Origin of the sequence: Sphingopyxis sp. P8 (assembly GCF_020622175.1) — a bacterium.
GTDB classification, from domain to species: domain Bacteria; phylum Pseudomonadota; class Alphaproteobacteria; order Sphingomonadales; family Sphingomonadaceae; genus Sphingopyxis; species Sphingopyxis jiangsuensis.
In genome coordinates, this window is sequence record NZ_JACNMK010000002.1 from 448,698 (window position 1) to 469,115 (window position 20,418).

The following is a 20,418-nucleotide window of genomic DNA, read 5'->3' on the forward strand; positions in this document are numbered from 1 at the left end:
AGCACAATGGGGCGGGGCGTGCCGGGGCCGCGGCGGCGAATCGTTGACCGGCCGGACGCCCCGCGCCAAGGAGATTTGAAACATGGCGGTGCATCGCCTATGTATTATGCTATTCTCCACCGCCCTAATTGGACAAAAATCTGTGACAGCCTTTACGATCGTCCTGCTTGCCATGATTGCCGCCTTCCTCGGCATGCGGCTCTATTCTGTGCTCGGCAAGCGCACGGGGCACGAGCAGGAGCCGGTGCTGCCGCGTCGCGACGAGCGCGCCGCACCCGCGCCGCGCCGCGTCGACGATGGCGACACGCTCGCAGCATCGGCAACGCCCGCGCCCGACGCGTCGGGGCTCGTTTACGAGCCCGCGGCCGAAATCGGGCTGCGCGAACTGCTCGCGACCGACCGCGATTTCGATGCCGGGCGCTTCATGGAGGGCGCCGAGGCGGCCTATCGCATGATTCTCGAGGCTTTTTGGGCGGGCGACCGCGAAACGCTGCGCGACCTGTGCGACGACGACAGCTACGAAGCCTTCGCCGCCGCGATCGATGCCCGCGAAAAAAGCGGCGAAACGCTCGAAAACCGGCTCGTCGGCATCAATTCGGCAAAGATCACCGCGGTCGACGTCGGCCGCAAGGAAGCGCGCATCACCGTGCGTTACCAGGCCGATATCAGCGCGGTGACGCGCGACGCCGACGGCAAGCTTATCGGCGGATCGATGAGCGACGCCGCGCCGACCGACGATCTTTGGACCTTCCGCCGCCAGATCGGGAGCAGCGATCCCAACTGGCTGCTCGACGAAGCCGAATCCGCCTGACGCCGATGCGCGGCACGGCGACAGGCGCAGCGCATCGCGCGCGCCGCACGCGACTCGCTTTCCTGCTGGCCCTCCCGCTGCTCGCGGGCTGTGCGTCGGTGATCCCCGAAACCGCGCCGCGCCCCGGCGGACCGGCGGCGACGCCCGCGCCCGCGCCCGCGCCGACACCGGCGCCCACGGCCGCGCCGCGTCCCTATCAACCGCGCCCGTCCGAAAGCGGCAGCGTTGCGGCAACTCCCATCCCCGCGACGCCGAAACCACCGCTCGCAGCGGCGCCCGTGCCCGCCGACGCGGCGACTGCGGCGCAGAGCGGCGTGATCGCCGGTCCCGAATATAACGAGCTTGGCGTCTCGGCTGAACAGGCGACCGCCGCGCTAAAGGCCTTCCGTCTGAGCTGCCCCTCGGTGCAGCGCCGCACCGATGCCAGCGGGCTGACGCAGGCGGGCGAGTGGACCGAAAGCTGCGCCGCGGCGACCGGCTGGCCCGACCGCGACGCGTCGAACTTCTTCAGCCGCTATTTCGGCACGGTGCAGGTCGGCGCGGGCACCGCCTTCGTCACCGGCTATTACGAGCCCGAAATCGCCGGATCGCGCACGCGCGCGCCGGGTTATGACGTTCCCATCTATCGCCGTCCGCCCGATCTGGTCGAAATCGACCTCGGCGAATTTGCCGACGACCTCAAGGGGCGCCGTATCCGCGGCCGCGTCGACGGACAGAAATTCGCGCGCTATCACGACCGTGCGGCGATCGAGGCCGGCGCGCTCGCGGGGCGCGGACTCGAAATCGCCTGGGCCGCCGACGCCGCCGAATTCTTCTTCCTGCAGATCCAGGGATCGGGACGGCTGCGGCTTCCCGACGGCCAGATCATGCGCATCGGCTACGACACGCAGAACGGCCGCGATTATGTCGGTATCGGCAAGCTGCTACTCGACCGCGGCGAGCTTCAGCGCGGGCAGGCGTCGATGCAGGGCATTCTCGACTATCTGCGCGCCGACCCCGTGCGCGGCGCGGCGGTGATGAACGAAAATCCCAGTTGGGTCTTTTTCCGCGAACTCACCGGACCCGGCCCGCTTGGCGCGCTCGGCGTTCCGGTGACGGGCCGCGCCAGCGTCGCCGCCGATCCCAAATATGTCCCGCTCGGCGCCCCCGTCTTTCTCTCGCTCGACCGCGCCGAACCGAACGGATTGTGGATTGCGCAGGACACCGGCGGCGCGATCAAGGGCGCGAACCGCTTCGACAGCTTCTGGGGCGCGGGCGACCAGGCACGCGCGATCGCGGGGGGCATGGCGGCGCGCGGTTCGGCGCTGATCCTGCTGCCGCGCGCGAGCGTCGCGCGCCTCACCGCGGCGCGCTGAGGCGCGCGCCGTGCCGCGGCGCCTCGCCCCCGACGAAGCGGCGCTCTGGAAAAAGGTCGCCGCGACGGTCGAGCCGCTCGCGAAGCCGCAGCCTTCACCGCTCGAACCTGCCGCGCCGCCGACGGTGCGTCCGCCCACATCCTTGCCAAAGGGCCACGCCCGGCCCGCCGCGCGCCCTCCCGCGCCGCTGCCGCCGCCGCGCCGCACGCATCAGGCGGCGACGCTCGACAGCCATTGGGACCGGCGGTTGCGCAAGGGACTCGTCCGCCCCGACATGAGCATCGACCTCCACGGCCACAGCCTCGCCTCGGCGCAGGCGCTGCTCGACGAGACGATCGGGATCGCGCTGCTGCGCGGCGCGCGCGTGCTCCTCGTCGTTGCGGGACGGCTGCGCCCCGGCGCCGACCGGTTGCCGCAGATGCACGGGCTGCCGCGCCCGCGCGGGGCGATCCGCGCCGCGCTGCCCGACTGGCTCGCCGTTTCGCCGCACGCCGGCAGCATCGTCGCGCTGCGGCCCGCGCATATCAGCCACGGCGGCGCGGGCGCGGTCTATCTGATTCTCCGCCGCGCGCGCGATTGACGGATTAGCTCACGCAAAGGCGCAAAGTCGCGAAGAGATAGCAAAAGAGTCTCACACAAAGACACAAAGAGGGCGGGTTTCGCGCGCACCGTTACTTCAACTTTGCGCGAAGCGCTTATTAACAATCGCCTGCGGCGACGGGCGACGGTACGCCAAAGCGTGCCATCTTTGTGTCTTTGTGTGAGAATTTTCTTCTTCGCATCGTTGCGCCTTCGCGTGAGACCAATTCAGTCCACCAGCGCCCGCATCAGCACCCCGCGATAGATGGCGGTGAGCGTGTGCAGATCCTCGACCGCAACCGCCTCGTCCAGCTTGTGCATCGTCGCATTGGTCAGCCCGAATTCGACCACCGGGCACAGCGCGTGGAGGAAGCGCGCGTCGGAGGTGCCGCCGCTCGTCGACATTTCGGCGACGACGTCGGTTTCGGCGTGGATCGCCTCGGCGACGAGGCTCGACAGCTCGCCCGGCGGGGTGAGGAAGGCTTCGCCCGAAATCTTGCCCATCACCTTCGCGCGCGGTTCGACATCGTGCGCAAGCCGTTCGACCATCGCGATCAGCTCGGCGCCGCTGTGGCGGTCGTTGAAGCGGATCGACAGCCGCGCGCGCGCCGATGCGGGGATGACGTTGGTTGCGCCGTTGCCGACCTCGATATCGGTGAATTCGATGTTCGACGGCTGGAACCAGTCGGTCCCGGCGTCGAGGCTGACCGCGTCGATCGCGGCCAATATCTTGACGAGCTTGGGGATCGGATTGTCGGCAAGGTGCGGATAGGCGACATGCCCCTGCGTCCCCGGCACGTCGATCCAGATGTTGACCGAACCGCGGCGGCCGATCTTCACCATGTCGCCCAGCCGGTTGACCGATGTCGGCTCGCCGACGACGATCATGTCGGGGCGAATGCCGCGCGCGTCCATATGCTCCATCAGCGCGCGCGTCCCGAAAATCGCCGCGCCTTCCTCGTCGCCGGTGATGATCAGGCTGACCGTGCCGCACTCGGTGGGCGTCGCGGCGACGGCGGCGACAAAGGCGGCAATCGCTCCCTTCATGTCGACCGCGCCGCGCCCATAGAGCAGGTCGCCGCGCACTTCGGGGACAAAGGCGTCGCCGGTCCAGCCGACGCCCGGCGGCACGACGTCGAGGTGCCCGGCAAAGCCGAAATGGCGCGGCCCCTTGCCCTTGCGCACCGCGAGCAGATTTTCGACCGGCCCGTCGGGCTCGATCCCGTCGATGAAACGCTCGACGGTGAATCCGAGCGGGACGAGCGCTTCTTCGAGCACATCGAACACCGCGCCCGTCGCCGGGGTGATGGACGGCGCGGCGATCAGCGCCCTGGCGAGGTTCACGGGGTCGATAGCGTGGGTCATCGCGCCTCCATACCCGTTCGCATCGCGCGAAGTCGAGATGCGTTGGCGCGGGGCATCTCGACTTCGCGCGATGCGGCCGGCAAAGAGGGAAGGGAGGAACGCCCATGCCCAAGCTCGACCTCGATTCGATTCCGCAGACCAACGCCACCGGCTATCCGCCGCCGTTCGACGAACCCGTGCAGGGGCGCTGGTATCGCCGCCTCGCGCCCGTTGCGGGCCTTTCCGACTTCGCCGCGAGCCATGTCGTGCTCAAACCCGGCGCCTGGTCGTCGCAGCGCCACTGGCACGATGGCGAGGACGAGATGGTGGTGATGATATCGGGCGAGGCGGTGCTCGTCGAGGACGACGGGCGCACGGTGATGCGCGCGGGCGACATTGCGGTTTGGCCCAAGGGCAGCACCAACGGCCATCATCTGGTCAACGAATCGGACGCCGACTGCGTCTTCGTCGCGCTCGGTGGCGGCGCGAAATATAACAGCGGGGGCGGCTATTCGGACATCGACATGCTGTTCAACGCCGATGGCGGCTACACGAAAAAGGACGGCACGCCCTATCCGGCGAAGCGGACGGCGTGAGTCGGGCGCGGCGCGGCCCGCAGCGGGACCCCGGGTCAGGCCCGGGGTGACGAAGTAAGAAAAGAGCGCCCCCTACGCCCCGCCCGGTCCTTCGAACTGCTCGATCACCCAGTCCTCGGCCTGCGCGCCGCCGATCCAGTCCTGCATGCACGGGTGGCTGATCACCGCCTGGCAATAGGGCAGGGCAAAGCGCGGCAGCGGGATCGAGTAGGTGATGAACCGCGTCACCACCGGCGCGAACATCATGTCGACCGCCGACCAGTCGCCGAACAGATAGTCGCCCTCGCCGCCGAAGCGCGCGCGCGCCTCGGCCCAGATGTTCAGGATGCGCGCGACGTCGGCCGAAACCTCGGGCGACAGGTCGGCGGCCGGATAGATGCGGCGGATGTTCATGCTGTGCTCGCGGCGCAGCGCGGCGAAGCCCGAATGCATTTCGGCGGCCATCGACCGCGCCATCGCGCGCGCCGCCATATCCTCGGGCCAATAGCCGCGCGTCCCGCCGGTCTTTTCGTTGAGATAGTCGACGATCGCGAGGCTGTCCCACACGACGATATCGTCGCCGTCCCACAGGATCGGAACCTTGCCGCCCGACGGCGCGAATTCGTCGCCCTCGCGCCGGTTCGACCAGTCCTCGTCATAGAGCGGGACGGTGACCTCCTCGAACGGCAGGCCGCTATGCTTGACCGCCAGCCAGCCGCGCAGGCTCCAGCTCGAATAGGCCTTGTTGCCGATGAAGAGTTTCATTGTTTCTCCAGTTCCCCTCCCGCTTGCGGGAGGGGCTAGGGGAGGGCCTGTCATTGGCCCGTCGGAAGGCAACATGCCCTCCCCCGACCCCTCCCGCAAGCGGGAGGGGAGCGATCAACTCTCCACCGCCTCCAGCACCGCGGTGCGAAGCTCGGCAATCCCCATGCCCTTTTCGCTGCTCGTCGCGATCACCTCGGGGTGCGCGGCGGGGTGTTTGCGCGCCTCGGCCTCGGTCGCGGCGTGGACCGCGGCGAGATCGGTGGCCTTGATCTTGTCGGCCTTGGTCAGCACGAGGCGATAGCTCACCGCGGCGGTGTCGAGCATCTCGAGCACCTCGCGGTCGACGTCCTTGATCCCGTGGCGGCTGTCGATCAGCACCAGGGTGCGCTTCAGCACCGCGCGTCCGCGCAGATAATCGTTGATCAGGAAGCGCCATTTCCTGACGACATCCTTCGGCGCCTTGGCAAAGCCATAGCCCGGCATGTCGACCAGCCGGAACACCAGCGGGTTGCCGACGTCGAAATAGTTGAGCTCCTGCGTCCGCCCCGGCGTGACCGAGGTGCGGGCAAGCCCGCCCCGGTTCGTCAGCGCGTTGAGCAGCGACGACTTGCCGACGTTCGACCGCCCGGCAAAGGCGATCTCGGGCACGCCCGGGCTCGGCAGATGCTCGAGCGCGGGCGCCGATTTCAGAAAGGCGATCGGCCCCGCGAACAGCTTGCGCGCGCGTTCGGGCAGCGCCGGGTCCAGATTGTCCTCGCTCACTTCGCCGCCGCGGCCTTCAGCGCGGGATATTTGCGGTACATCCACTGCTGCTGGCCGATCGAGAGGATATTGTTGGTGATCCAGTAGAGCAGCAGGCCCGCCGCGAACGGCGCCATGATGAACATGAACAGCCACGGCATCAGCTTGAACACCTGTTCCTGCACCGGGTCGGTCGGCGGCGGGTTCAGGCGGAACTGCAGCCACATCGTCACGCCCAGGATCACCGCGAGCAGGCCGATGCTGAGCAGCGACGGCGGGGTGAAGGGCAACAGGCCGAACAGGTTCAGGATCATCGCGGGGTCCTGCGCCGACAGATCCTTGATCCACAGCGCGAACGGCTGGTGGCGCATTTCGATCGTCAGCATCAGCACCTTGTAGAGCGCGTAAAAGATCGGGATCTGGATCAGGATCGGCAGGCAGCCCGCGAGCGGGTTGATCTTTTCGTCCTTGTAAAGCTTCATCAGCTCTTGCTGCATCCGCGGCTTGTCTTCCTTGTACCGCTCCTGCAGCGCCTTCATCTTCGGCTGGACGACGCGCATCTGCGCCATCGACGCGAACTGCTTCTGCGCGATCGGGAACATCAGCAGGCGGATGATCAGCGTCAGGATCATGATCGCGACGCCGAAATTGCTCACCTGCTTGAACAGCCAGTCGAGCAGCTTGAAGATCGGCACCTCGAAAAATTCGAACCAGCCCCAGTCGATCGCATTCGACAGGCGGGTGATGCCGAGGTCGTCCTGATAGCGCTGCAGCGTGTAGAATTCTTTGGCGCCGGCGAAGATGCGGCTGGTGGTCGTCACCTGTTTGCCGGGCGCAATCTGGGTGAAATCGCGCGCGAACAGGCTCTGATAGTTGTTCGCGGCCGGCGAGCTGATCGCCGCGGTGACGCGCTCGCCGCTCGACGGCACGATCGCCGCGAGCCAATATTTGTCGGTAAAGCCCAGCCAGCCTGCCGAATTGTACCGGACGCTGCGCCCCTCGGCCTCCTCGACGTCGTCATAATCGATGTCGAACACCGACTTGCCGCCCAGATAGCCCGTCGGGCCAACGTGGATCGTCCAGCTGTCGGCCTCGTGCGGGTCGGACGGCTTGCCGAAGCGGTCGATCAGCGCAAAGCTGCTCGTGCTGACCGGCGCGTCACCGCCATTGGCGATCGTCTGCTTCGCGGTGATCAGATAATTGTCGTCGATCGCGTATTCGATGCGGAACGTCTGGCCCGTGCCGTTCGCCCAGCTCAGCGTCACCGGGGTCGCGGGGGTCAGCTTGTCGCCGCTCGCGGTCCAGACCGTGTTCGGTCCCGGAACCTCGATCCCCTGCGCCGACCAGCCGAGGCTCGCGAAATAGGCGGCCTTGGTCCCGCCGGGCGCGAACAGGCGCACCGGCGGCGCGTCCTTCTTGATCGACTGGCGATATTTGGTGAGCGTGATGTCGTCGACGCGCGCGCCGACGAGGTTGATCGAGCCTGCAAGCTTGGGCGTCTCGATCGGGATGCGGTTTCCTTCCGCCAGCACCGCCTCGACCGGGCGGACCGCCTGCGCGACCCCGGTCGCCGCGGTCACGCCGGGTGCGGGCAGTCCGCTCGGCTGGCCCTGCGCTGCGGGCGCGGTGGCCGGGGCGCCGTTGGCGCCGGCGACCGTCGTCGTCACGTCGGGCTTTTCGGGGGTCGGGAAGAATTTCTCGGCCACGAAATTCCAGCCGATCAGAATCGCCACCGACAATAAAATTGCCGCGATCAGGTTCCGCTTGTCGTCCACGCTTCTCGGTCTCTCTTCGTTTCGATGTCGGGAAAGGCGCCGCTACGGCACCGGGTCATAGCCATGCCCGCCCCAAGGATGGCAGCGCATTAGCCGCTTTGTCGCGATCCAGCCACCCTTGATCGCGCCATGGCGTTGGATCGCGATGATCGCATATTCGCTGCACGAGGGCGCATAGCGGCACGTCGGCGGCAGGATGCGCGACGGCCCCAATTGCCACGCGCGCGCGATCAGGATGAGGAGGCGGGCGATCATGGGAAAACCCCGGAAATCCGCCGAACTTCACACGAGATGTCCCCAATATCGTCACCCCGGGCTTGACCCGGGGTCCCGCTGTTCCCCGTCGCAGAGCGGGGCCCCGGGTCGAGCCCGGGGTGACGGGGAATGGCAGCGGGGGGGCAAGGCATCACCGCGCCACCTTCTTCGCCGCGCGCGCGAGTGCCGAATCGAGCTGTTCGGCCAGTTCGGCAAAGACGATGTCGTTGCCGCCGGGCCGTCCGATCAGCACATGGTCGGCGCCGCCGATCCCGCGGTCGGGAATCGCGGCGCGGGCAAGCGCGCGCAATCGCCGCTTCATGCGGTTGCGCGTGACGGCGTTGCCGACCTTCTTGCTGACGGTAAAGCCGACGCCCGGCGTGTCGTCGCCGTCGCCGCGCGGGCGGACGAGCAGGACAAAGCCGGGCATGGGAAAGCGAAGGCCGCGATTCGCGGCCAGGAATTCGCTGCGTTTGTTAAGCGTTCGCACCAGACGCGCTGGCGCAGAAGCGTCGGCGATCAGGCCGACAGCTTCTTGCGGCCGCGGGCGCGGCGCGCGGCCAGGACCTTGCGGCCGCCGACGGTTGCCTTGCGGGCGCGGAAGCCGTGACGGCGCTTGCGCACGAGGCGGCTCGGTTGGTAGGTGCGCTTCATCGCGGTATCCCCAAAATCTCTTTGTTCGATCTAACGAAAAATGGCCGCCAAACGCGGGCGGCCGCCAATGGAGGGCCGGATAAGGGAGTCGCGGATGAAAGTCAATCATCATCCAGTGCGCTTTCGATACGCTGGCGCGCGCGCCGCCGCGCCGCGCTCATCCGCCGCATCACGCGGTCGGTCCACGCGCCATAGCGCGGGTGCCGCCGCTTGAACGCGACATAGCGGCGCTTCGCCCACGCGCTGTTCTGAAGGCACAGCATCAGCCCGAGCGGAAAGAGAATCACGAATCCCGGTCCCGGCAGCGGCCCGATCACGATGCCGGTCAGCATCAACAGCAGGCCGAGCAGGAACAGGCCAAAGCGCACCTGCGCATTCGCCCGCAATCGATGATAAAGGCTTCGCTTCGCCATGGGGGCGATGTGGGGGACGCGGCGCCGTGTTGCAAGGCTAACGCAGCGCGGCGCGGCGCGCGGCGCCCCCGCCGGCGGCGTCGGTACTTTCGATGCCGTGCGAACCGCTCCATCCGTCCCCGGCCCGGCGATCTTTTGGAACGCTTCGGCCAGCGCGACGCCGGCTGACGGAACAATCGATGCAAGCGGCCGTTGTCGGAATATTGAACCCCAAAGATGGTTCGCCCCCGCTGTCGGAGAGAGAGAATGAAAAAGATTCTGACAATGTTCGCAATTAGCGGTTCGATATTCTTCCTGTCTGCTTGCAACACCATCGAAGGTGCAGGGAAGGATATTGAATCTGTCGGAGAATGCGCTGACGGAGTCGAAGGCAACTGCTAGGTTCAGGACCCTAGTTTGCGCGGCCATGGGTGACTGGCGCTCGCATATTGCCGATACTGGCGTTCGCGAACGCCGCGGCGACGCGATTCAGTTGAGCGCCACGAACCGCGCCATGTCGTCGCGCGTCAGATAGCGGACCTCGTCGAACGGCGTCGCGTTGGTCATCGCGTAAAAGGCGCGCGCCTTGGCGTCGTCCATCCCCATTTCGCGGTAAAGCGAAAGATATTCGGCGTGCACCGGGTCGCTTTCGGGATAGTCGCGCGCCTCGCGGCCATATTCGTCGGCCCAGCTATGGACGCCGAACTCGGCGTCGGCGGCGGCGCTGCGCCTGACCCCCGCGAGCCACAGCTCGACCGCGCCCGACCGCACCGACCCGCCGCCCGGCACATGCGTTTCCAGCCCCGCGCGGCGAATTGCGCGCGCGAGGATCAGGTTCGCCTCTTCGTCGAGGCTGCCGGGGCAATCGACCATCTCGAGCCGCTGCAATCGCGGAAAGGCCGCCATCATCTGCGCGAACTGGCGCGGCGTCGCGCCGTCGACATCGCCCGCCATCCGCGCGGTGCGGCCGTCGACGACCGCGAACGGACCGAAACGCGCGAGCGCGCCCGCCGGCTGGACGAGCGCCGGGGCGGGGGCAAAGCGGCGCGCGGGCATCGCGTCGGCCATGCCCGCGACCTCGGCGTCATCCGCGAAAATATCGTCGTCGAAATCGGCCGCGCCGAAATCGCCGTCGTCGACCTCGATCCATGTCGTCGTGGTGGTGGTGATCGTCACGACCTGCTGCGCCTGCGCGGGCGCAAAGGCGATTGCCGCGGCGAAGAAGGCGGCGATGGCGGTGCGCAGAAGGGCGGTCGGCCAGGACATGCCCCCGTCCTCGCGTGCGCGCGGCTACCAAAAGGCAAAGCGGCAGGGTCAGCGCAGCGTTAACCGCGATACGGGACATGCGCCCGGCGCTGCGAGCGCATGCAATTTCGCCCCGCTATTGCTCGCACAGCGCCTTCAGTTGCTCGGCCACCGCGGTCCAGCCGGGGGTGAAGCCCATCGCCTCATGCTGCTTCAGCGCCTCGTCGCTCCAGTGGCGCGCCCAGCCGGTGTAGCGCGTGCCGTCGCCCTCGGGCTCGATTTCCCAGCCGCCGATCATGAACGGCCCCGCGGGCGCGAGCCGCCCGTCGGCGCCGCGCAGCACCGCGTCGGTCGACACCATGCGGCGACCCGGCACGACCTCCAGGAAAATCCCGTCGCTCGGGTGCGTCTCGCCCTCGGGGCCGTGCATCGTCATCGCGCAGCGGCCGCCGGTGCGAAGGTCGAACGCGTCGAGCGTCACGGTCCACGGCTTCGGGCACCACCATTCGGCGGCGCGCTCGGTCATCACCTGCCACACTTTTTCGGGGCTGGCGTCGATCAGGATCGAAACCGACAATTCGCGGGGGGATTCGGTCATTTTACTCTCCTTGGGGATAGGGCGGGGCGCGGACTAGGCCGCGCCAACGGCTTCGCCGCGTACCGCCGCCTCGATCGCCGCAATGTCGATCTTTTTCATCTGCATCATCGCGTCGAACGCGCGCTTCGCGGCGGCCTTGTCGCTGCTCGTCGTCGCCTCGAGCAGCGCGCGCGGCGTGATCTGCCACGACACGCCCCATTTGTCCTTGCACCAGCCGCACACGCTTTCCTCGCCGCCGTTGCCGGTGATCGCGTCCCACAGCCGGTCGGTCTCTTCCTGCGTTTCGGTGTGGACGATGAAGGAAAAGGCCTCGCTATGCTTGAAAATCGGCGGGCCGTTGAGGCCGAGGCACGGGGTTCCCATCAGCGTGAATTCGACCGTCAGCACATCGCCTTCCTTGCCGCCGGGGGTGTCGGTCGGCGAGTGATGCACCGCGCCGACGCGGCTGTCGGGAAAGGTGTCGGCGTAAAATTTCGCGGCCTCTTCGGCATCGCCCTCGTACCAGAGGCACAAGGTCATGGGTGTCTTGCTCATCGTCTCTCTCCATCCTTGTTCGTCCCTCGGCCGAGGGATTTGCGCCGCCTATTTGCGCGGCCCGACGAGGCCAAAGGCCGCGCCTTGCGGGTCGATGCCGCTCACTGCAAATTCGCCGCCGGGGATCTCCATCGGATCGTGGAGCAGCTTGCCGCCCGCTCCGGCCACCGCGCCGACCGCGCGGTCGATATCGTCGACGCCGATATAGAAATGCCAGGCGGGAGCCGGGGTCTCGGGCGTCATCGGCATCACCGCGCCGATCCCCGTCGCGCCATGCTGGATGAAGCGATAGGCGCCCATCTCGCCCATATCCATTTCGCCTTCCTGCCCCCAGCCGAAATGCTTTTGATAAAAGGCGATCGCGGCGTCGGGGTCGGTGGTCGACAGTTCGTTCCAGCGCACATGCTGCGCCTCGGTCACCGAAAACACGTCGCTTTCGGCGCCTTCCTTGCCTTCGGGCGGAACGGGCTTCATCACGTAAAAGGGCGCGCCCTGCGGGTCGGCGACCATCGCCATCCGCCCGACGGGCAGGCCGTGCGGCTCCATAAGGACGGTGCCGCCGTCGGCGGCGATCGCCGCGACCGCCGCATCGACATCGTCGACGTACAGATAGGCCAGCCAGCCGGGGCGCGCGCCGCCCGCGATCATTTCGGCGCCGAGGCGCAGCGCGCCGCCGGCGTTGCCGCCGTCGCTCCGCACGATCATGCGGTAATCGACGCCGCCAGGCGCGGCGGGATCGCTATGCGCGGCGATCGTCCAGCCGACGACCGCGCCATAGAAGCGCGCGGCGGCGTCGGGGTCGGGGGTCATCAGTTCGTACCAGATGAACTGGCCGGTCGCGTCGGTCATCGCTCTTTCCTTTCCTGACATCAGGCTTCGACGATCGGCGCAAAGCCGCCATAGATCATGCGCTTGCCGTCGAACGGCGCGGGCTCGCTTTCTCCCTGCATCCGATTGTCGGCCATCATCTTTGCCCACCCGGCGACGCGCGCCGCCTTGTCGGGCCATTCCACCCAGCTGAAGACGGCGATCTCATCGCCAGTCGAATGCACCGCGCGGGCGAAATCGGTGACTTCGCCGGTCGGCACATCGTCGGCCCAGCATTCGACGACGCGGGTGGCGCCGAATTCCAGGAACAGTGGCGCCATTTTTTCCGCAAGCGTGCGATAGGCCTGTTTGTTTGCGGCCGAAACGGGGACGAGATAGCCGTCCGTATAACCCATGGCGCTGCCGGGGCCTTCGTCCAGAAGCACCGCAAAACCGCCAAATATCATCCGCTTGCCGTCGAACGGCATGGTGGCGCCCATTTCCTTCATCCTGGGATCGGACATGATCTTTTCGTTCGCGGCATCGCGCGTCGCCTTGTCGGGATATTCGAACCAGCTGAACACGACGGTCTCGTCATCCTTGGCCTTAACCGCGCCCTTGAAATCGTTGATCTTGCCGTCGGGAACATCGTCGCCCCAGCATTCGACCATGCGCGTCGCGCCGAACTCCCTGAATAACGGCGCCGCATCGGCGGCATGCTTGCGATAGGCTTCCTTGTTCGCGGTCGGCACCGCGACCACAAATCCTTCAACATAGGCCATCGTTTCTCTCCTTCGGGGGGGGGGGGGATGGAGCCGGCTCGGTTCACGCCGCCGCGGGTTCGTCGGCGAACGAGGCGAGCTGCGCCGCGAGTGCGCGGCCAAAGGCCGGGCGCGCGAGGCAGCGTTCGAGATAGGCGGCAAGCCGCGGCTGCTCGCCGACCAGCCCCGCCTCGACCGCCTCGCGCAGCACCGTCGCCATCGCGATGTCGGCGACGCTGAAATCGCCCGCCAGATAGGGATTGTCGCCCAGCGCATCGGCAAGGCGCGACAGCCGCCCGCGAATATGCTCGATCAGCCCGGGGCGGCGCAGCCTGGCCCATTCCTCGTCCTTGGCGAAAATATCGACATTGCCGAGTTCGAACAGCATCGGTTCGACGCTGTTGAGCGCGGCGAACAGCCACGCGATCACCGTCGCGCGCACCTGCGGATCGCGCGGCAGCAGCCGCTCGTCCTGCTCGGCCAGGTGGAACAGGATCGCGCCGCTTTCGAACAATTGGACCTCGCCGTCGCGCAGCACGGGCACCTGCCCCCACGGCTGGTCGAGATAATGGTCGGCGGGGCGGTTCACCGCGCTGATCAGCTTTTCGCAATAGTCGCGCCCGATTTCCTCGCACGCCCAGCGCGGGCGAAGGTCGCGGACAAAGCCGCGCGCGAAATCGGGAACCCAGTCGAATGCGGTGATTTCGATATTGGCGTCGGGGGTAACGGACATCTTGTCTCTCCTCGGGGGGGCAGGGTTCAGAAAAAGCCTTCGGGCATCGGCGGGGTCTGTTCGTCGAGAAAAGGGAGCGCCTGCGCGGCTATCGTCGCGGCTTCGGCCATGATGCCGATGTGCGAGGTGCCGGGCAGGACCGACAGGCGCGCCTTGGGCGGCGCGGTCATGAAACCTTGCGTCGCGGTGGCAAGGTCGCTGCCGCCGCGCAGCCGGAACAGCTTGACCGCATGGTCGAGCGTCAGCCCGTCGGCGTCGCCCAGCACGATCATCGTCTTGCCGGGAATCGCGCGCAGTTGCGCGTCGCTATAGGCAAAGGGGACGGCGTCGATATGCTTGATCGCTTCGACCAGGCTCGCAAAGCGGTCGGGGGTCGGCGACAGGCGCCTATATTCGCTCTCCATCGGCGTCCCGGCGAAAAATTCGGGGGTCAGCTTGGCGATACCTTCAAGGACTTCGGGAACCCAGCCGTCGAGGCTCGCGCCGCCCGAAACGACGACCTGCTTGTCGATCAATCGGGGGTGGCGAACCGCGAGCGCGATGGCCGTGCTGCCGCCCATCGAATAGCCGAGGACATCGGCGCGCTTCACCCCCAGCGCCGCGAGCACCCCCGCCGCATCGTCGGCAAGCTGGTCATAGCTCATCGTCCCGCCAATATCGCCGGTGCGGCCGTGCCCGCGCGCGTCGATGGTGATCACCGGGCGCGATGCGACAAAAGGGGTTACAAAGGGGCGCATCGCTTCGCCCGACATGAAGGCGCCGTGCAGGACGAGCAGCGGGGTCTTGTCCGACGCCAGATCGCCATGCACCTCGTAATAAAAGCGCGCGCCCGCGACCTCGGCATGGCCCGACCGGGTCGGCGCGGCCTCTGCCGTCGCCGCGGTGCGCGCGGCGGGGGTCTGGGCGAGCAGCGCCGGCGACGCGGCGCCGAGCGCGACGACCGTGGACAGCAGCGCGGCGGTGGCAAGGATCGTGCGGCGGCGCGGGAGGGAGAGCAAGGTCATGCAATATTCCTTTGCAAAGGGGGTTCAGCTTCGTTTGCCTTTGATCCACGCGACGATCGCCATCGCGTGACCATGGCCGAGCCCGAAATCGGCCTTCAGCCAGTCGATAACCGCACCTGCCTTGACCCCCGGCGCCAGCCCGGCGTCGTCGGCCAGGCCCTTGTCGATGGCCTGCGCCTGCAGGTCATCGGGGAATTGGCCCGTTTTGGACTGGATATTGTCGAGATAGGCCTGGAAGGACATGGCGCTTTTCCCGGCAAACAGGTCAGGCGGCAACTTCGGCGGGGGCTTCGCCGCTGGCGGCCGCCGGGTCCATCCACATGATTTCCCAGATATGGCCGTCGGGGTCCTCGAAGCTGCGGCCGTACATGAAGCCGAAGTCCTGCGTCGGCGTCGGGTCGGGCTTGCCGCCCGCGGCGCTTGCCTTGGCAACCTGTGCGTCGACCTCGTCGCGGCTGTCCATCGACAGGCAGAGCAGTACCTGCGCGCTGTCGTGCGCGTCGGGGATCGTCTTGCTCGTGAATTGCGCCCATTTTTCATGCGTCAGCAGCATGACGTGGATCGCCCCCTCCTCGACGACCATGCACGCCGCGGTTTCGTCGGTGAAGGCGGGATTGTTCACCGCGCCGACCGCCTCGTAAAAGGCTTTCGACCTGTCGAGGTCGGTGACCGGAAGGTTCACGAAAATCATCCTGGGCATATCGTTTCTCCTCAATGGCTTCCGGGGGCAGGTGGGCGGGAAAGCGGGGCCGCGGCAATTATCTCGGGGGTCAAGCCGGTCCGGGCGGTGCGAACAGCATCCGCACATAACGCTTCAGATGGGTGACACTTTCCCGCGCAATCGCCGGGTCGTTCGTCGTTTTGGCCAGGATGAAGCTGCCTTGCAGCACCGCCTGGATATGCCGGGCCAGGCCGAGCGCGGTGACGCCTTCGGGCGCGCCGTAAACTTCCATCGCCGCGGCAATATCGGGGGCGAGCGCGTCGCAATAGGCGGCGATGCTCGTCTCGCACGCGGCGCGGATCGCCTCGCTCGTCGCAAAGGCCTCCTGCACCATCGTCCCGACGAAGCAGGTGAACTCCTCGACCGGGCCGTCGAGCATCGCAAAGCGGAAGTCGATATGGCCGATCAGCCGGTCGAGCGGGTCGGGCGCCCGCGTGTGCGGCGGCATCTCGAACATCGGCCGCGCGCGTTCGGTCCACGCCTCGGCCGCCGCGACCGCGAGCGCCTCTTTCGACGCGAAATGGTGAAAGAACGCCCCCTTGGTCACGCCCGCCGCGGCGCAGATCTGGTCGACCGTCGTCGCGGCATAGCCCTGCTTGCGCACCGTCGCATGCGCCGCCGCGATCAACTTGTCGCGCGCACTGCCGCGCGGGGCACGCTGTTGCGGCGGGGACGCGCCCTGCTGCGTGGGCGCGCCTTGCTGCGTGGGCGCGCCTTGCTGCGCGGGATGGGTCGAGGGGCGATTCGGGCTCATACGAATCGACATACCGACCAGTTGGTATGTTGTCAAATGCGCCCTCGCCCCCACGCCCCGCGACACCTTCGACAACTTCCGAAAAACACTAGACCTTCCCGCCGCCCGGCTTAGAAGGAGGCGCGAACAAAGCGGGCACATCGTGCCGCCGATACGGGGGGAATATGGTCGCGATCGTATCGACCGTCGCCTATCTGGGGCTCGAAGCGCGCGGGGTCGAGGTGCAGTGCCAGATCGCGCCGGGGATGCCCGCCTTCGCGGTCGTCGGCCTTCCCGACAAGGCGGTCGGCGAAAGCCGCGAGCGCGTCCGCGCCGCGCTGGCGGCGATCGGCCTCGCGCTCCCGCCCAAGCGGATCACGGTCAACCTGTCGCCCGCCGACCTTCCCAAGGAAGGCTCGCACTACGACCTCCCCATCGCGCTCGCGCTTCTGGGAGCAATGGGCGTCGTCGATGCCGAAACCCTCGCCGCCTATGTCGTCGTCGGCGAACTCGGTCTCGACGGCCGCGTCGCGCCGTCGCCGGGCGTACTGCTCGCCGCGCTCCATGCGGGCAGCGTCGAACGCGGGCTCGTCTGTCCGGTCGCGCAAGGCGCCGAAGCGGCATGGGCGGGCAATGTCGAGGTAATCGCCGCGCCCGACCTCCTGTCGCTGCTCGGCCATTTCAAGGGCAGCGCGCTGCTCGCACCGCCCGTCCCCGGCGAGGTCGAGCCGCCGGTGCGCACCGCCGATCTTTCGCAGGTGAAGGGTCAGGAGACCGCGAAACGCGCGCTCGAAATCGCCGCGGCGGGCGGACATAATCTGCTCATGTCGGGGCCTCCGGGGTCGGGCAAGTCGCTGATGGCGGCCTGCCTTCCGGGCATATTGCCCGAACTCACCCCCGGCGAAGCGCTCGAGGTGTCGATGGTCGCCTCGGTCGCGGGCGGGCTCGAGGGCGGGCGGCTCGTTCGCGCGCGCCCCTTTCGCAGCCCCCATCATTCGGCATCGATGCCCGCGCTCGTCGGCGGGGGCCTGCGCGTGCGCCCGGGCGAAGTGAGCCTTGCGCACCTCGGCGTGCTCTTTCTCGACGAACTGCCGGAATTTCAGCGCGGCGTGCTCGATTCGCTGCGCCAGCCGCTCGAGACGGGCGAGGTCAGCGTCGCGCGCGCCAATGCGCATGTCACCTTCCCCGCGCGCGTGCAGCTCGTCGCCGCGATGAACCCGTGCCGCTGCGGCCACCTTGGCGACCCCGCGCTTGCATGCAGCCGCGCGCCGCGCTGCGCCGCCGACTATCAGGCGAAACTGTCGGGACCGCTGCTCGATCGCATCGACCTCCACGTCGAGGTCGAGGCGGTGAGCGCCGCCGACCTGGTGCTGCCGCCTCCTGCCGAGGGAAGCGCCGAAGTCGCGGCGCGCGTCGCCGCGGCGCGCGCGATCCAGACCGCGCGCTATGCCGGACTCAAACCCCGTACCAATGCAGAGATCGACGGCGAGCTCATGGAAAAGGTCGCGACGCCCGACGAGCCGGGGCGCAAGCTGCTCGCGCAGGCGGCCGAAGCCATGCGGCTGTCGGCGCGTGGCTATACACGCATGCTCCGCGTCGCGCGCACGGTCGCCGATCTGGCCGGCGCCGAAACCGTGGGGCGCATCCATGTGGCGGAGGCGCTGAGCTATCGGCGGCAGCCGCCGCGCGCGTGAAGCGTGTAGCGATGTCGGCTTTGGGTTGGAGAGCGGAGTTTGCTCACTTGGCTTCACCATCCCGGATCAAGTCCGCGATGACGCGGAATGGCCTGCAACCGGATCCTTCACGCCGCCGCGCGGCGTCAGTCCCCCACCATCTGCTCGACCCATTCGGGGACGAGCTGCGTCGCGGGGCCGTGGCGCGCTTCGGTGAACCAGTGGCTGCCCTGGCTCGGCTCCATGTTGAGCTCCAGCGTCATCGCGCCGGCCGCGCGCGCCTCGCGCACGAAGCCCGCAGCGGGATAGACCGCGCCCGACGTGCCGATGCTCACGAACAGGTCGGCGCGGTTGATGGCACGATAGATGTCCTCCATCCGGTACGGCATCTCGCCGAACCAGACGACGTCGGGGCGCAGCAACCCCGCGGCGCCGCATGCAGGGCAGGCAGGGCGGTCGATCAGCGGCCCGGTCCAGCGGCTGCGGACGTCGCATCCGGTGCACCAGGCGTTCAGATGCTCGCCGTGCATGTGAATGAGGCGCTTCGCCCCCGCGCGCTCGTGCAGGTCGTCGATATTCTGCGTGACGATCAGCAGTTCGCCCGGCCATTCGGCGTCGAGTCGTGCGAGCGCCGCGTGCGCGGCGTTGGGCGCCTTGGTCTGGATCGCCTCGCGCCGCATGTCGTAAAAGCGTAGCACCAGTTCGGGGTCGCGCGCAAAGGCTTCGGGGGTCGCGACATCCTCGACACGGTGCTGTTCCCACAGGCCGCCGGCGTCGCGAAACGTGTCGATGCCGCTTTCGGCCGACACGCCCGCGCCGGTCAGCACGACGATATTGCGGATATTGCTCATGGCGCCTCTCTACCTGCTCGCATCGCGCGAAGTCGAGATGCCTGTCCGGGTTCAAAGTGCGTCCGGGATGGCTCGACTTGGCGCGCCCCGAGGCGCTAAGGGGGACGGGAAAGCGAGGGGATCATGACCAACATCGGCATCGTCGGCAGCCAGGGCCGGATGGGCATCGCGCTCGTCGCCGCGATTTCGGAAGCGGGGCAGCATCATCATGGCGTCGACAAGGGCGGCGATGTCGCGAAGCTTGCGGCGCGCTCGGACGTGCTCGTCGACTTCTCCTCGCCCGCCGCGCTCGAAGCGACGCTCGACGCGTGCGTCGCGGCGAAGAAACCGATTGTGATCGGGACAACGGGACTCGAAGAGCGGCACCATTATCTGATCGATGATGCCGCGCGCGACATTGCGGTGCTCCAGACGGGCAACACCTCGCTCGGCGTCACGCTGCTCGCGCATCTGGTGCGCGAGGCGGCGGCGCGGCTCGATGCCGACTGGGATATCGAGATCCTCGAAATGCACCACGGCAACAAGGTCGATGCGCCGAGCGGCACCGCGCTGCTGCTTGGCGAGGCCGCTGCCGAAGGGCGCGGTATCGACCTTGCGAAATGCTCGGAACGCGGGCGCGACGGCGTCACCGGCGCGCGCGGCCACGGCAAGATCGGCTTTGCGAGTCTGCGCGGCGGCACAGTCGCGGGCGACCATGACGTGATCTTTGCCGGGCCGGAGGAAATGCTTACGCTCGCGCACCGCGCCGAAAACCGCATGATCTTTGCCCGCGGCGCGGTTCGCGCGGCGCTCTGGCTGATCCACCAAAAGGCGGGGCGCTACACGATGCCGCAGGTGCTCGGGCTCTGATTTTCCCGCGCGAAAGGGGGACGGCGCAAACCGCCCCCTCGCGTCGGGCGTAGCCTATTTGAACTTCATCTCGCGCAGCAGAAAGCTGCCCATGACGGTCCGGTATTTGGCGCGGTCGCCCGATTCGGCCGACAATTGCGCGTCGGTCCGTTTCATATAATCGCGATATGCCTGATTGCGCCGTTCGTCTTCGGCGCCGTCGGGCATGTTCGGGAAAGTGACCGACAGATAAAGGTCGGGCTCGCCGGGCCGCGAATTATAATTGCTGAACACAGCATAGCTGACGATCCAGCCTTGCGATTTCGCGAACTCCTGCGACTTGCGCCATTGGTCGGCAAGGAAGGTGGCATATTGCAGCCCACCGCCGTCGGCGACGTCGATCATCGCGACCTCGACATAATTGCCCGGCGTGAAGGGGTAGTTCTGCGCTGCCGCCGGCGCCGAAATGGCGCACGACATCGCTGCGGCCGACAGGGCCGCCTTAAAAACATAGCTCATGGTCTGGTCCTCCAAAGGCCGGAACGAGAGCCCCCCTGGCCCTCTTGTCCGGTCGCCCCGGTGCCGAATCTTGCGTGCGGGAGTCGCAGCGCGACTCGCCATCAAGGTGGGGAGAGGCTAGGCCTCCTGCCGCCCGAGTCAAATCCCGGCCCGGGCCAGCAAGGA

General features: G+C 67.5%; 27 protein-coding genes and 1 pseudogene. 7 read left to right on the plus strand and 21 right to left on the minus strand.

All coding sequences use genetic code 11. From position 1 onward, the window contains the following. Nucleotides 1-142: 142 nt before the first annotated feature. Genes H7692_RS10645 through H7692_RS10655 form a run of 3 tightly spaced genes read left to right on the plus strand, consistent with a single transcriptional unit; the run spans nucleotide 143 to nucleotide 2,746 of the window. Complete coding sequence (locus H7692_RS10645) at nucleotides 143-811, plus strand: Tim44/TimA family putative adaptor protein (protein WP_227340147.1); 669 nt, start codon at nucleotides 143-145, stop codon at nucleotides 809-811. A 5-nt stretch (nucleotides 812-816) separates the two neighbouring features. Continuing rightward, a complete protein-coding gene (locus H7692_RS10650; protein ID WP_227340148.1) occupies nucleotides 817-2,166 on the plus strand; it encodes a murein transglycosylase A in 1,350 nt (449 codons plus the stop codon). 10 nt (nucleotides 2,167-2,176) lie between these two features. Then, on the plus strand, nucleotides 2,177-2,746 hold the full coding sequence (locus tag H7692_RS10655) for a Smr/MutS family protein (RefSeq protein ID WP_227340149.1): 570 nt from the start codon (nucleotides 2,177-2,179) through the stop codon (nucleotides 2,744-2,746). 227 nt (nucleotides 2,747-2,973) lie between these two features. Here H7692_RS10655 and dapE read toward each other — a convergent pair whose 3' ends face one another. Beyond that, on the minus strand, nucleotides 2,974-4,110 hold the full coding sequence (dapE, locus tag H7692_RS10660; RefSeq protein ID WP_227340150.1) for a succinyl-diaminopimelate desuccinylase: 1,137 nt from the start codon (nucleotides 4,108-4,110) through the stop codon (nucleotides 2,974-2,976). A 104-nt stretch (nucleotides 4,111-4,214) separates the two neighbouring features. On the opposite strand from dapE, the gene H7692_RS10665 reads away from it, so the two are divergent. Continuing rightward, on the plus strand, nucleotides 4,215-4,685 hold the full coding sequence (locus tag H7692_RS10665; RefSeq protein ID WP_201928309.1) for a cupin domain-containing protein: 471 nt from the start codon (nucleotides 4,215-4,217) through the stop codon (nucleotides 4,683-4,685). A gap of 72 nt (nucleotides 4,686-4,757) precedes the next feature. Here H7692_RS10665 and H7692_RS10670 read toward each other — a convergent pair whose 3' ends face one another. The 7 genes from H7692_RS10670 to H7692_RS10700 all read right to left on the minus strand — a co-directional run bounded on the left by H7692_RS10670 (nucleotide 4,758) and on the right by H7692_RS10700 (nucleotide 9,267). Further along, entirely contained in the window at nucleotides 4,758-5,429 is a 672-nt protein-coding gene (locus tag H7692_RS10670; protein ID WP_222136837.1) for a glutathione S-transferase family protein, read from the minus strand. A 114-nt stretch (nucleotides 5,430-5,543) separates the two neighbouring features. Next, on the minus strand, nucleotides 5,544-6,191 hold the full coding sequence (gene yihA, locus H7692_RS10675; protein ID WP_227340151.1) for a ribosome biogenesis GTP-binding protein YihA/YsxC: 648 nt from the start codon (nucleotides 6,189-6,191) through the stop codon (nucleotides 5,544-5,546). Beyond that, nucleotides 6,188-7,945: a membrane protein insertase YidC gene (gene yidC / locus H7692_RS10680; RefSeq protein ID WP_222136839.1), complete on the minus strand. Its 1,758-nt coding sequence runs from the start codon at nucleotides 7,943-7,945 to the stop codon at nucleotides 6,188-6,190. Before yidC ends, yihA begins: the two co-directional genes overlap by 4 nt. A 42-nt stretch (nucleotides 7,946-7,987) precedes the next feature. Further along, on the minus strand, nucleotides 7,988-8,200 hold the full coding sequence (gene yidD, locus H7692_RS10685; RefSeq protein ID WP_201928306.1) for a membrane protein insertion efficiency factor YidD: 213 nt from the start codon (nucleotides 8,198-8,200) through the stop codon (nucleotides 7,988-7,990). Between the two features lie 151 nt (nucleotides 8,201-8,351). Beyond that, nucleotides 8,352-8,690 (minus strand): ribonuclease P protein component, encoded by a 339-nt coding sequence (gene rnpA, locus H7692_RS10690; protein WP_222136841.1) that lies wholly within the window; start codon nucleotides 8,688-8,690, stop codon nucleotides 8,352-8,354. 29 nt (nucleotides 8,691-8,719) lie between these two features. Continuing rightward, complete coding sequence (gene rpmH, locus H7692_RS10695; RefSeq protein WP_003046693.1) at nucleotides 8,720-8,854, minus strand: 50S ribosomal protein L34; 135 nt, start codon at nucleotides 8,852-8,854, stop codon at nucleotides 8,720-8,722. A gap of 101 nt (nucleotides 8,855-8,955) precedes the next feature. Continuing rightward, complete coding sequence (locus H7692_RS10700; RefSeq protein ID WP_201928304.1) at nucleotides 8,956-9,267, minus strand: PGPGW domain-containing protein; 312 nt, start codon at nucleotides 9,265-9,267, stop codon at nucleotides 8,956-8,958. 264 nt (nucleotides 9,268-9,531) lie between these two features. On the opposite strand from H7692_RS10700, the gene H7692_RS10705 reads away from it, so the two are divergent. Continuing rightward, on the plus strand, nucleotides 9,532-9,648 hold the full coding sequence (locus H7692_RS10705; RefSeq protein WP_319796436.1) for an entericidin A/B family lipoprotein: 117 nt from the start codon (nucleotides 9,532-9,534) through the stop codon (nucleotides 9,646-9,648). An 87-nt stretch (nucleotides 9,649-9,735) separates the two neighbouring features. Here the strand turns inward: H7692_RS10705 and H7692_RS10710 are convergent, their stop codons facing one another. From H7692_RS10710 to H7692_RS10760, 11 genes and pseudogenes are all read right to left on the minus strand, one after another. Next, nucleotides 9,736-10,512 carry an alpha/beta hydrolase gene (locus tag H7692_RS10710; RefSeq protein WP_227340152.1) on the minus strand — a complete coding sequence of 259 codons (777 nt, stop codon included), beginning with the start codon at nucleotides 10,510-10,512 and terminating at the stop codon, nucleotides 9,736-9,738. A 115-nt stretch (nucleotides 10,513-10,627) separates the two neighbouring features. Continuing rightward, complete coding sequence (locus H7692_RS10715; RefSeq protein ID WP_227340153.1) at nucleotides 10,628-11,089, minus strand: SRPBCC domain-containing protein; 462 nt, start codon at nucleotides 11,087-11,089, stop codon at nucleotides 10,628-10,630. A gap of 33 nt (nucleotides 11,090-11,122) precedes the next feature. Next, nucleotides 11,123-11,623: a VOC family protein gene (locus H7692_RS10720; protein WP_227340154.1), complete on the minus strand. Its 501-nt coding sequence runs from the start codon at nucleotides 11,621-11,623 to the stop codon at nucleotides 11,123-11,125. A gap of 48 nt (nucleotides 11,624-11,671) precedes the next feature. Then, nucleotides 11,672-12,472 carry a VOC family protein gene (locus H7692_RS10725; RefSeq protein ID WP_227340155.1) on the minus strand — a complete coding sequence of 267 codons (801 nt, stop codon included), beginning with the start codon at nucleotides 12,470-12,472 and terminating at the stop codon, nucleotides 11,672-11,674. 20 nt (nucleotides 12,473-12,492) lie between these two features. Beyond that, nucleotides 12,493-12,846, minus strand: coding sequence for a DUF1428 domain-containing protein (locus H7692_RS10730; RefSeq protein ID WP_227340467.1), 354 nt, complete (start codon nucleotides 12,844-12,846; stop codon nucleotides 12,493-12,495). A gap of 18 nt (nucleotides 12,847-12,864) precedes the next feature. Next, a pseudogene (locus H7692_RS10735) lies at nucleotides 12,865-13,212 on the minus strand (DUF1428 domain-containing protein); the annotation flags it as partial. Between the two features lie 43 nt (nucleotides 13,213-13,255). Next, nucleotides 13,256-13,924 carry a glutathione S-transferase family protein gene (locus H7692_RS10740; RefSeq protein ID WP_227340156.1) on the minus strand — a complete coding sequence of 223 codons (669 nt, stop codon included), beginning with the start codon at nucleotides 13,922-13,924 and terminating at the stop codon, nucleotides 13,256-13,258. 26 nt (nucleotides 13,925-13,950) lie between these two features. After that, complete coding sequence (locus tag H7692_RS10745; RefSeq protein ID WP_227340157.1) at nucleotides 13,951-14,928, minus strand: alpha/beta fold hydrolase; 978 nt, start codon at nucleotides 14,926-14,928, stop codon at nucleotides 13,951-13,953. Between the two features lie 24 nt (nucleotides 14,929-14,952). Then, the gene (locus H7692_RS10750; protein ID WP_227340158.1) at nucleotides 14,953-15,171 is read right to left on the minus strand and encodes a DUF4287 domain-containing protein; all 219 of its coding nucleotides are present in this window, start codon (nucleotides 15,169-15,171) and stop codon (nucleotides 14,953-14,955) included. 22 nt (nucleotides 15,172-15,193) lie between these two features. Further along, a complete protein-coding gene (locus tag H7692_RS10755; protein WP_222136851.1) occupies nucleotides 15,194-15,628 on the minus strand; it encodes a VOC family protein in 435 nt (144 codons plus the stop codon). Between the two features lie 70 nt (nucleotides 15,629-15,698). Next, entirely contained in the window at nucleotides 15,699-16,403 is a 705-nt protein-coding gene (locus tag H7692_RS10760) for a TetR/AcrR family transcriptional regulator (RefSeq protein WP_227340159.1), read from the minus strand. Between the two features lie 164 nt (nucleotides 16,404-16,567). On the opposite strand from H7692_RS10760, the gene H7692_RS10765 reads away from it, so the two are divergent. Continuing rightward, entirely contained in the window at nucleotides 16,568-18,076 is a 1,509-nt protein-coding gene (locus H7692_RS10765; RefSeq protein ID WP_222136853.1) for a YifB family Mg chelatase-like AAA ATPase, read from the plus strand. A 125-nt stretch (nucleotides 18,077-18,201) separates the two neighbouring features. On the opposite strand, the gene H7692_RS10770 is transcribed toward H7692_RS10765, so the two are convergent. Further along, on the minus strand, nucleotides 18,202-18,906 hold the full coding sequence (locus H7692_RS10770; protein ID WP_222136854.1) for an NAD-dependent deacylase: 705 nt from the start codon (nucleotides 18,904-18,906) through the stop codon (nucleotides 18,202-18,204). A gap of 123 nt (nucleotides 18,907-19,029) precedes the next feature. On the opposite strand from H7692_RS10770, the gene dapB reads away from it, so the two are divergent. Further along, a complete protein-coding gene (gene dapB / locus H7692_RS10775; protein ID WP_227340160.1) occupies nucleotides 19,030-19,755 on the plus strand; it encodes a 4-hydroxy-tetrahydrodipicolinate reductase in 726 nt (241 codons plus the stop codon). Between the two features lie 54 nt (nucleotides 19,756-19,809). Here dapB and H7692_RS10780 read toward each other — a convergent pair whose 3' ends face one another. After that, nucleotides 19,810-20,253 (minus strand): hypothetical protein, encoded by a 444-nt coding sequence (locus H7692_RS10780; RefSeq protein ID WP_222136856.1) that lies wholly within the window; start codon nucleotides 20,251-20,253, stop codon nucleotides 19,810-19,812. Nucleotides 20,254-20,418: the final 165 nt, after the last annotated feature.

What these genes read in the sequence shown, in the direction of transcription:
- H7692_RS10650 (WP_227340148.1), top strand. Translation starts at nt 817, where the DNA reads ATGCGCGGCACGGCGACAGGCGCAGCGCATCGCGCGCGCCGCACGCGA.
- dapE (WP_227340150.1), bottom strand. Translation starts at nt 4,110, where the DNA reads ATGACCCACGCTATCGACCCCGTGAACCTCGCCAGGGCGCTGATCGCC.
- H7692_RS10665 (WP_201928309.1), top strand. Translation starts at nt 4,215, where the DNA reads ATGCCCAAGCTCGACCTCGATTCGATTCCGCAGACCAACGCCACCGGC.
- H7692_RS10670 (WP_222136837.1), bottom strand. Translation starts at nt 5,429, where the DNA reads ATGAAACTCTTCATCGGCAACAAGGCCTATTCGAGCTGGAGCCTGCGC.
- yidD (WP_201928306.1), bottom strand. Translation starts at nt 8,200, where the DNA reads ATGATCGCCCGCCTCCTCATCCTGATCGCGCGCGCGTGGCAATTGGGG.
- rpmH (WP_003046693.1), bottom strand. Translation starts at nt 8,854, where the DNA reads ATGAAGCGCACCTACCAACCGAGCCGCCTCGTGCGCAAGCGCCGTCAC.
- H7692_RS10700 (WP_201928304.1), bottom strand. Translation starts at nt 9,267, where the DNA reads ATGGCGAAGCGAAGCCTTTATCATCGATTGCGGGCGAATGCGCAGGTG.
- H7692_RS10705 (WP_319796436.1), top strand. Translation starts at nt 9,532, where the DNA reads ATGTTCGCAATTAGCGGTTCGATATTCTTCCTGTCTGCTTGCAACACC.
- H7692_RS10710 (WP_227340152.1), bottom strand. Translation starts at nt 10,512, where the DNA reads ATGTCCTGGCCGACCGCCCTTCTGCGCACCGCCATCGCCGCCTTCTTC.
- H7692_RS10715 (WP_227340153.1), bottom strand. Translation starts at nt 11,089, where the DNA reads ATGACCGAATCCCCCCGCGAATTGTCGGTTTCGATCCTGATCGACGCC.
- H7692_RS10720 (WP_227340154.1), bottom strand. Translation starts at nt 11,623, where the DNA reads ATGAGCAAGACACCCATGACCTTGTGCCTCTGGTACGAGGGCGATGCC.
- H7692_RS10725 (WP_227340155.1), bottom strand. Translation starts at nt 12,472, where the DNA reads ATGACCGACGCGACCGGCCAGTTCATCTGGTACGAACTGATGACCCCC.
- H7692_RS10730 (WP_227340467.1), bottom strand. Translation starts at nt 12,846, where the DNA reads ATGGGTTATACGGACGGCTATCTCGTCCCCGTTTCGGCCGCAAACAAA.
- H7692_RS10740 (WP_227340156.1), bottom strand. Translation starts at nt 13,924, where the DNA reads ATGTCCGTTACCCCCGACGCCAATATCGAAATCACCGCATTCGACTGG.
- H7692_RS10745 (WP_227340157.1), bottom strand. Translation starts at nt 14,928, where the DNA reads ATGACCTTGCTCTCCCTCCCGCGCCGCCGCACGATCCTTGCCACCGCC.
- H7692_RS10750 (WP_227340158.1), bottom strand. Translation starts at nt 15,171, where the DNA reads ATGTCCTTCCAGGCCTATCTCGACAATATCCAGTCCAAAACGGGCCAA.
- H7692_RS10755 (WP_222136851.1), bottom strand. Translation starts at nt 15,628, where the DNA reads ATGCCCAGGATGATTTTCGTGAACCTTCCGGTCACCGACCTCGACAGG.
- H7692_RS10760 (WP_227340159.1), bottom strand. Translation starts at nt 16,403, where the DNA reads ATGAGCCCGAATCGCCCCTCGACCCATCCCGCGCAGCAAGGCGCGCCC.
- H7692_RS10765 (WP_222136853.1), top strand. Translation starts at nt 16,568, where the DNA reads ATGGTCGCGATCGTATCGACCGTCGCCTATCTGGGGCTCGAAGCGCGC.
- H7692_RS10770 (WP_222136854.1), bottom strand. Translation starts at nt 18,906, where the DNA reads ATGAGCAATATCCGCAATATCGTCGTGCTGACCGGCGCGGGCGTGTCG.
- dapB (WP_227340160.1), top strand. Translation starts at nt 19,030, where the DNA reads ATGACCAACATCGGCATCGTCGGCAGCCAGGGCCGGATGGGCATCGCG.
- H7692_RS10780 (WP_222136856.1), bottom strand. Translation starts at nt 20,253, where the DNA reads ATGAGCTATGTTTTTAAGGCGGCCCTGTCGGCCGCAGCGATGTCGTGC.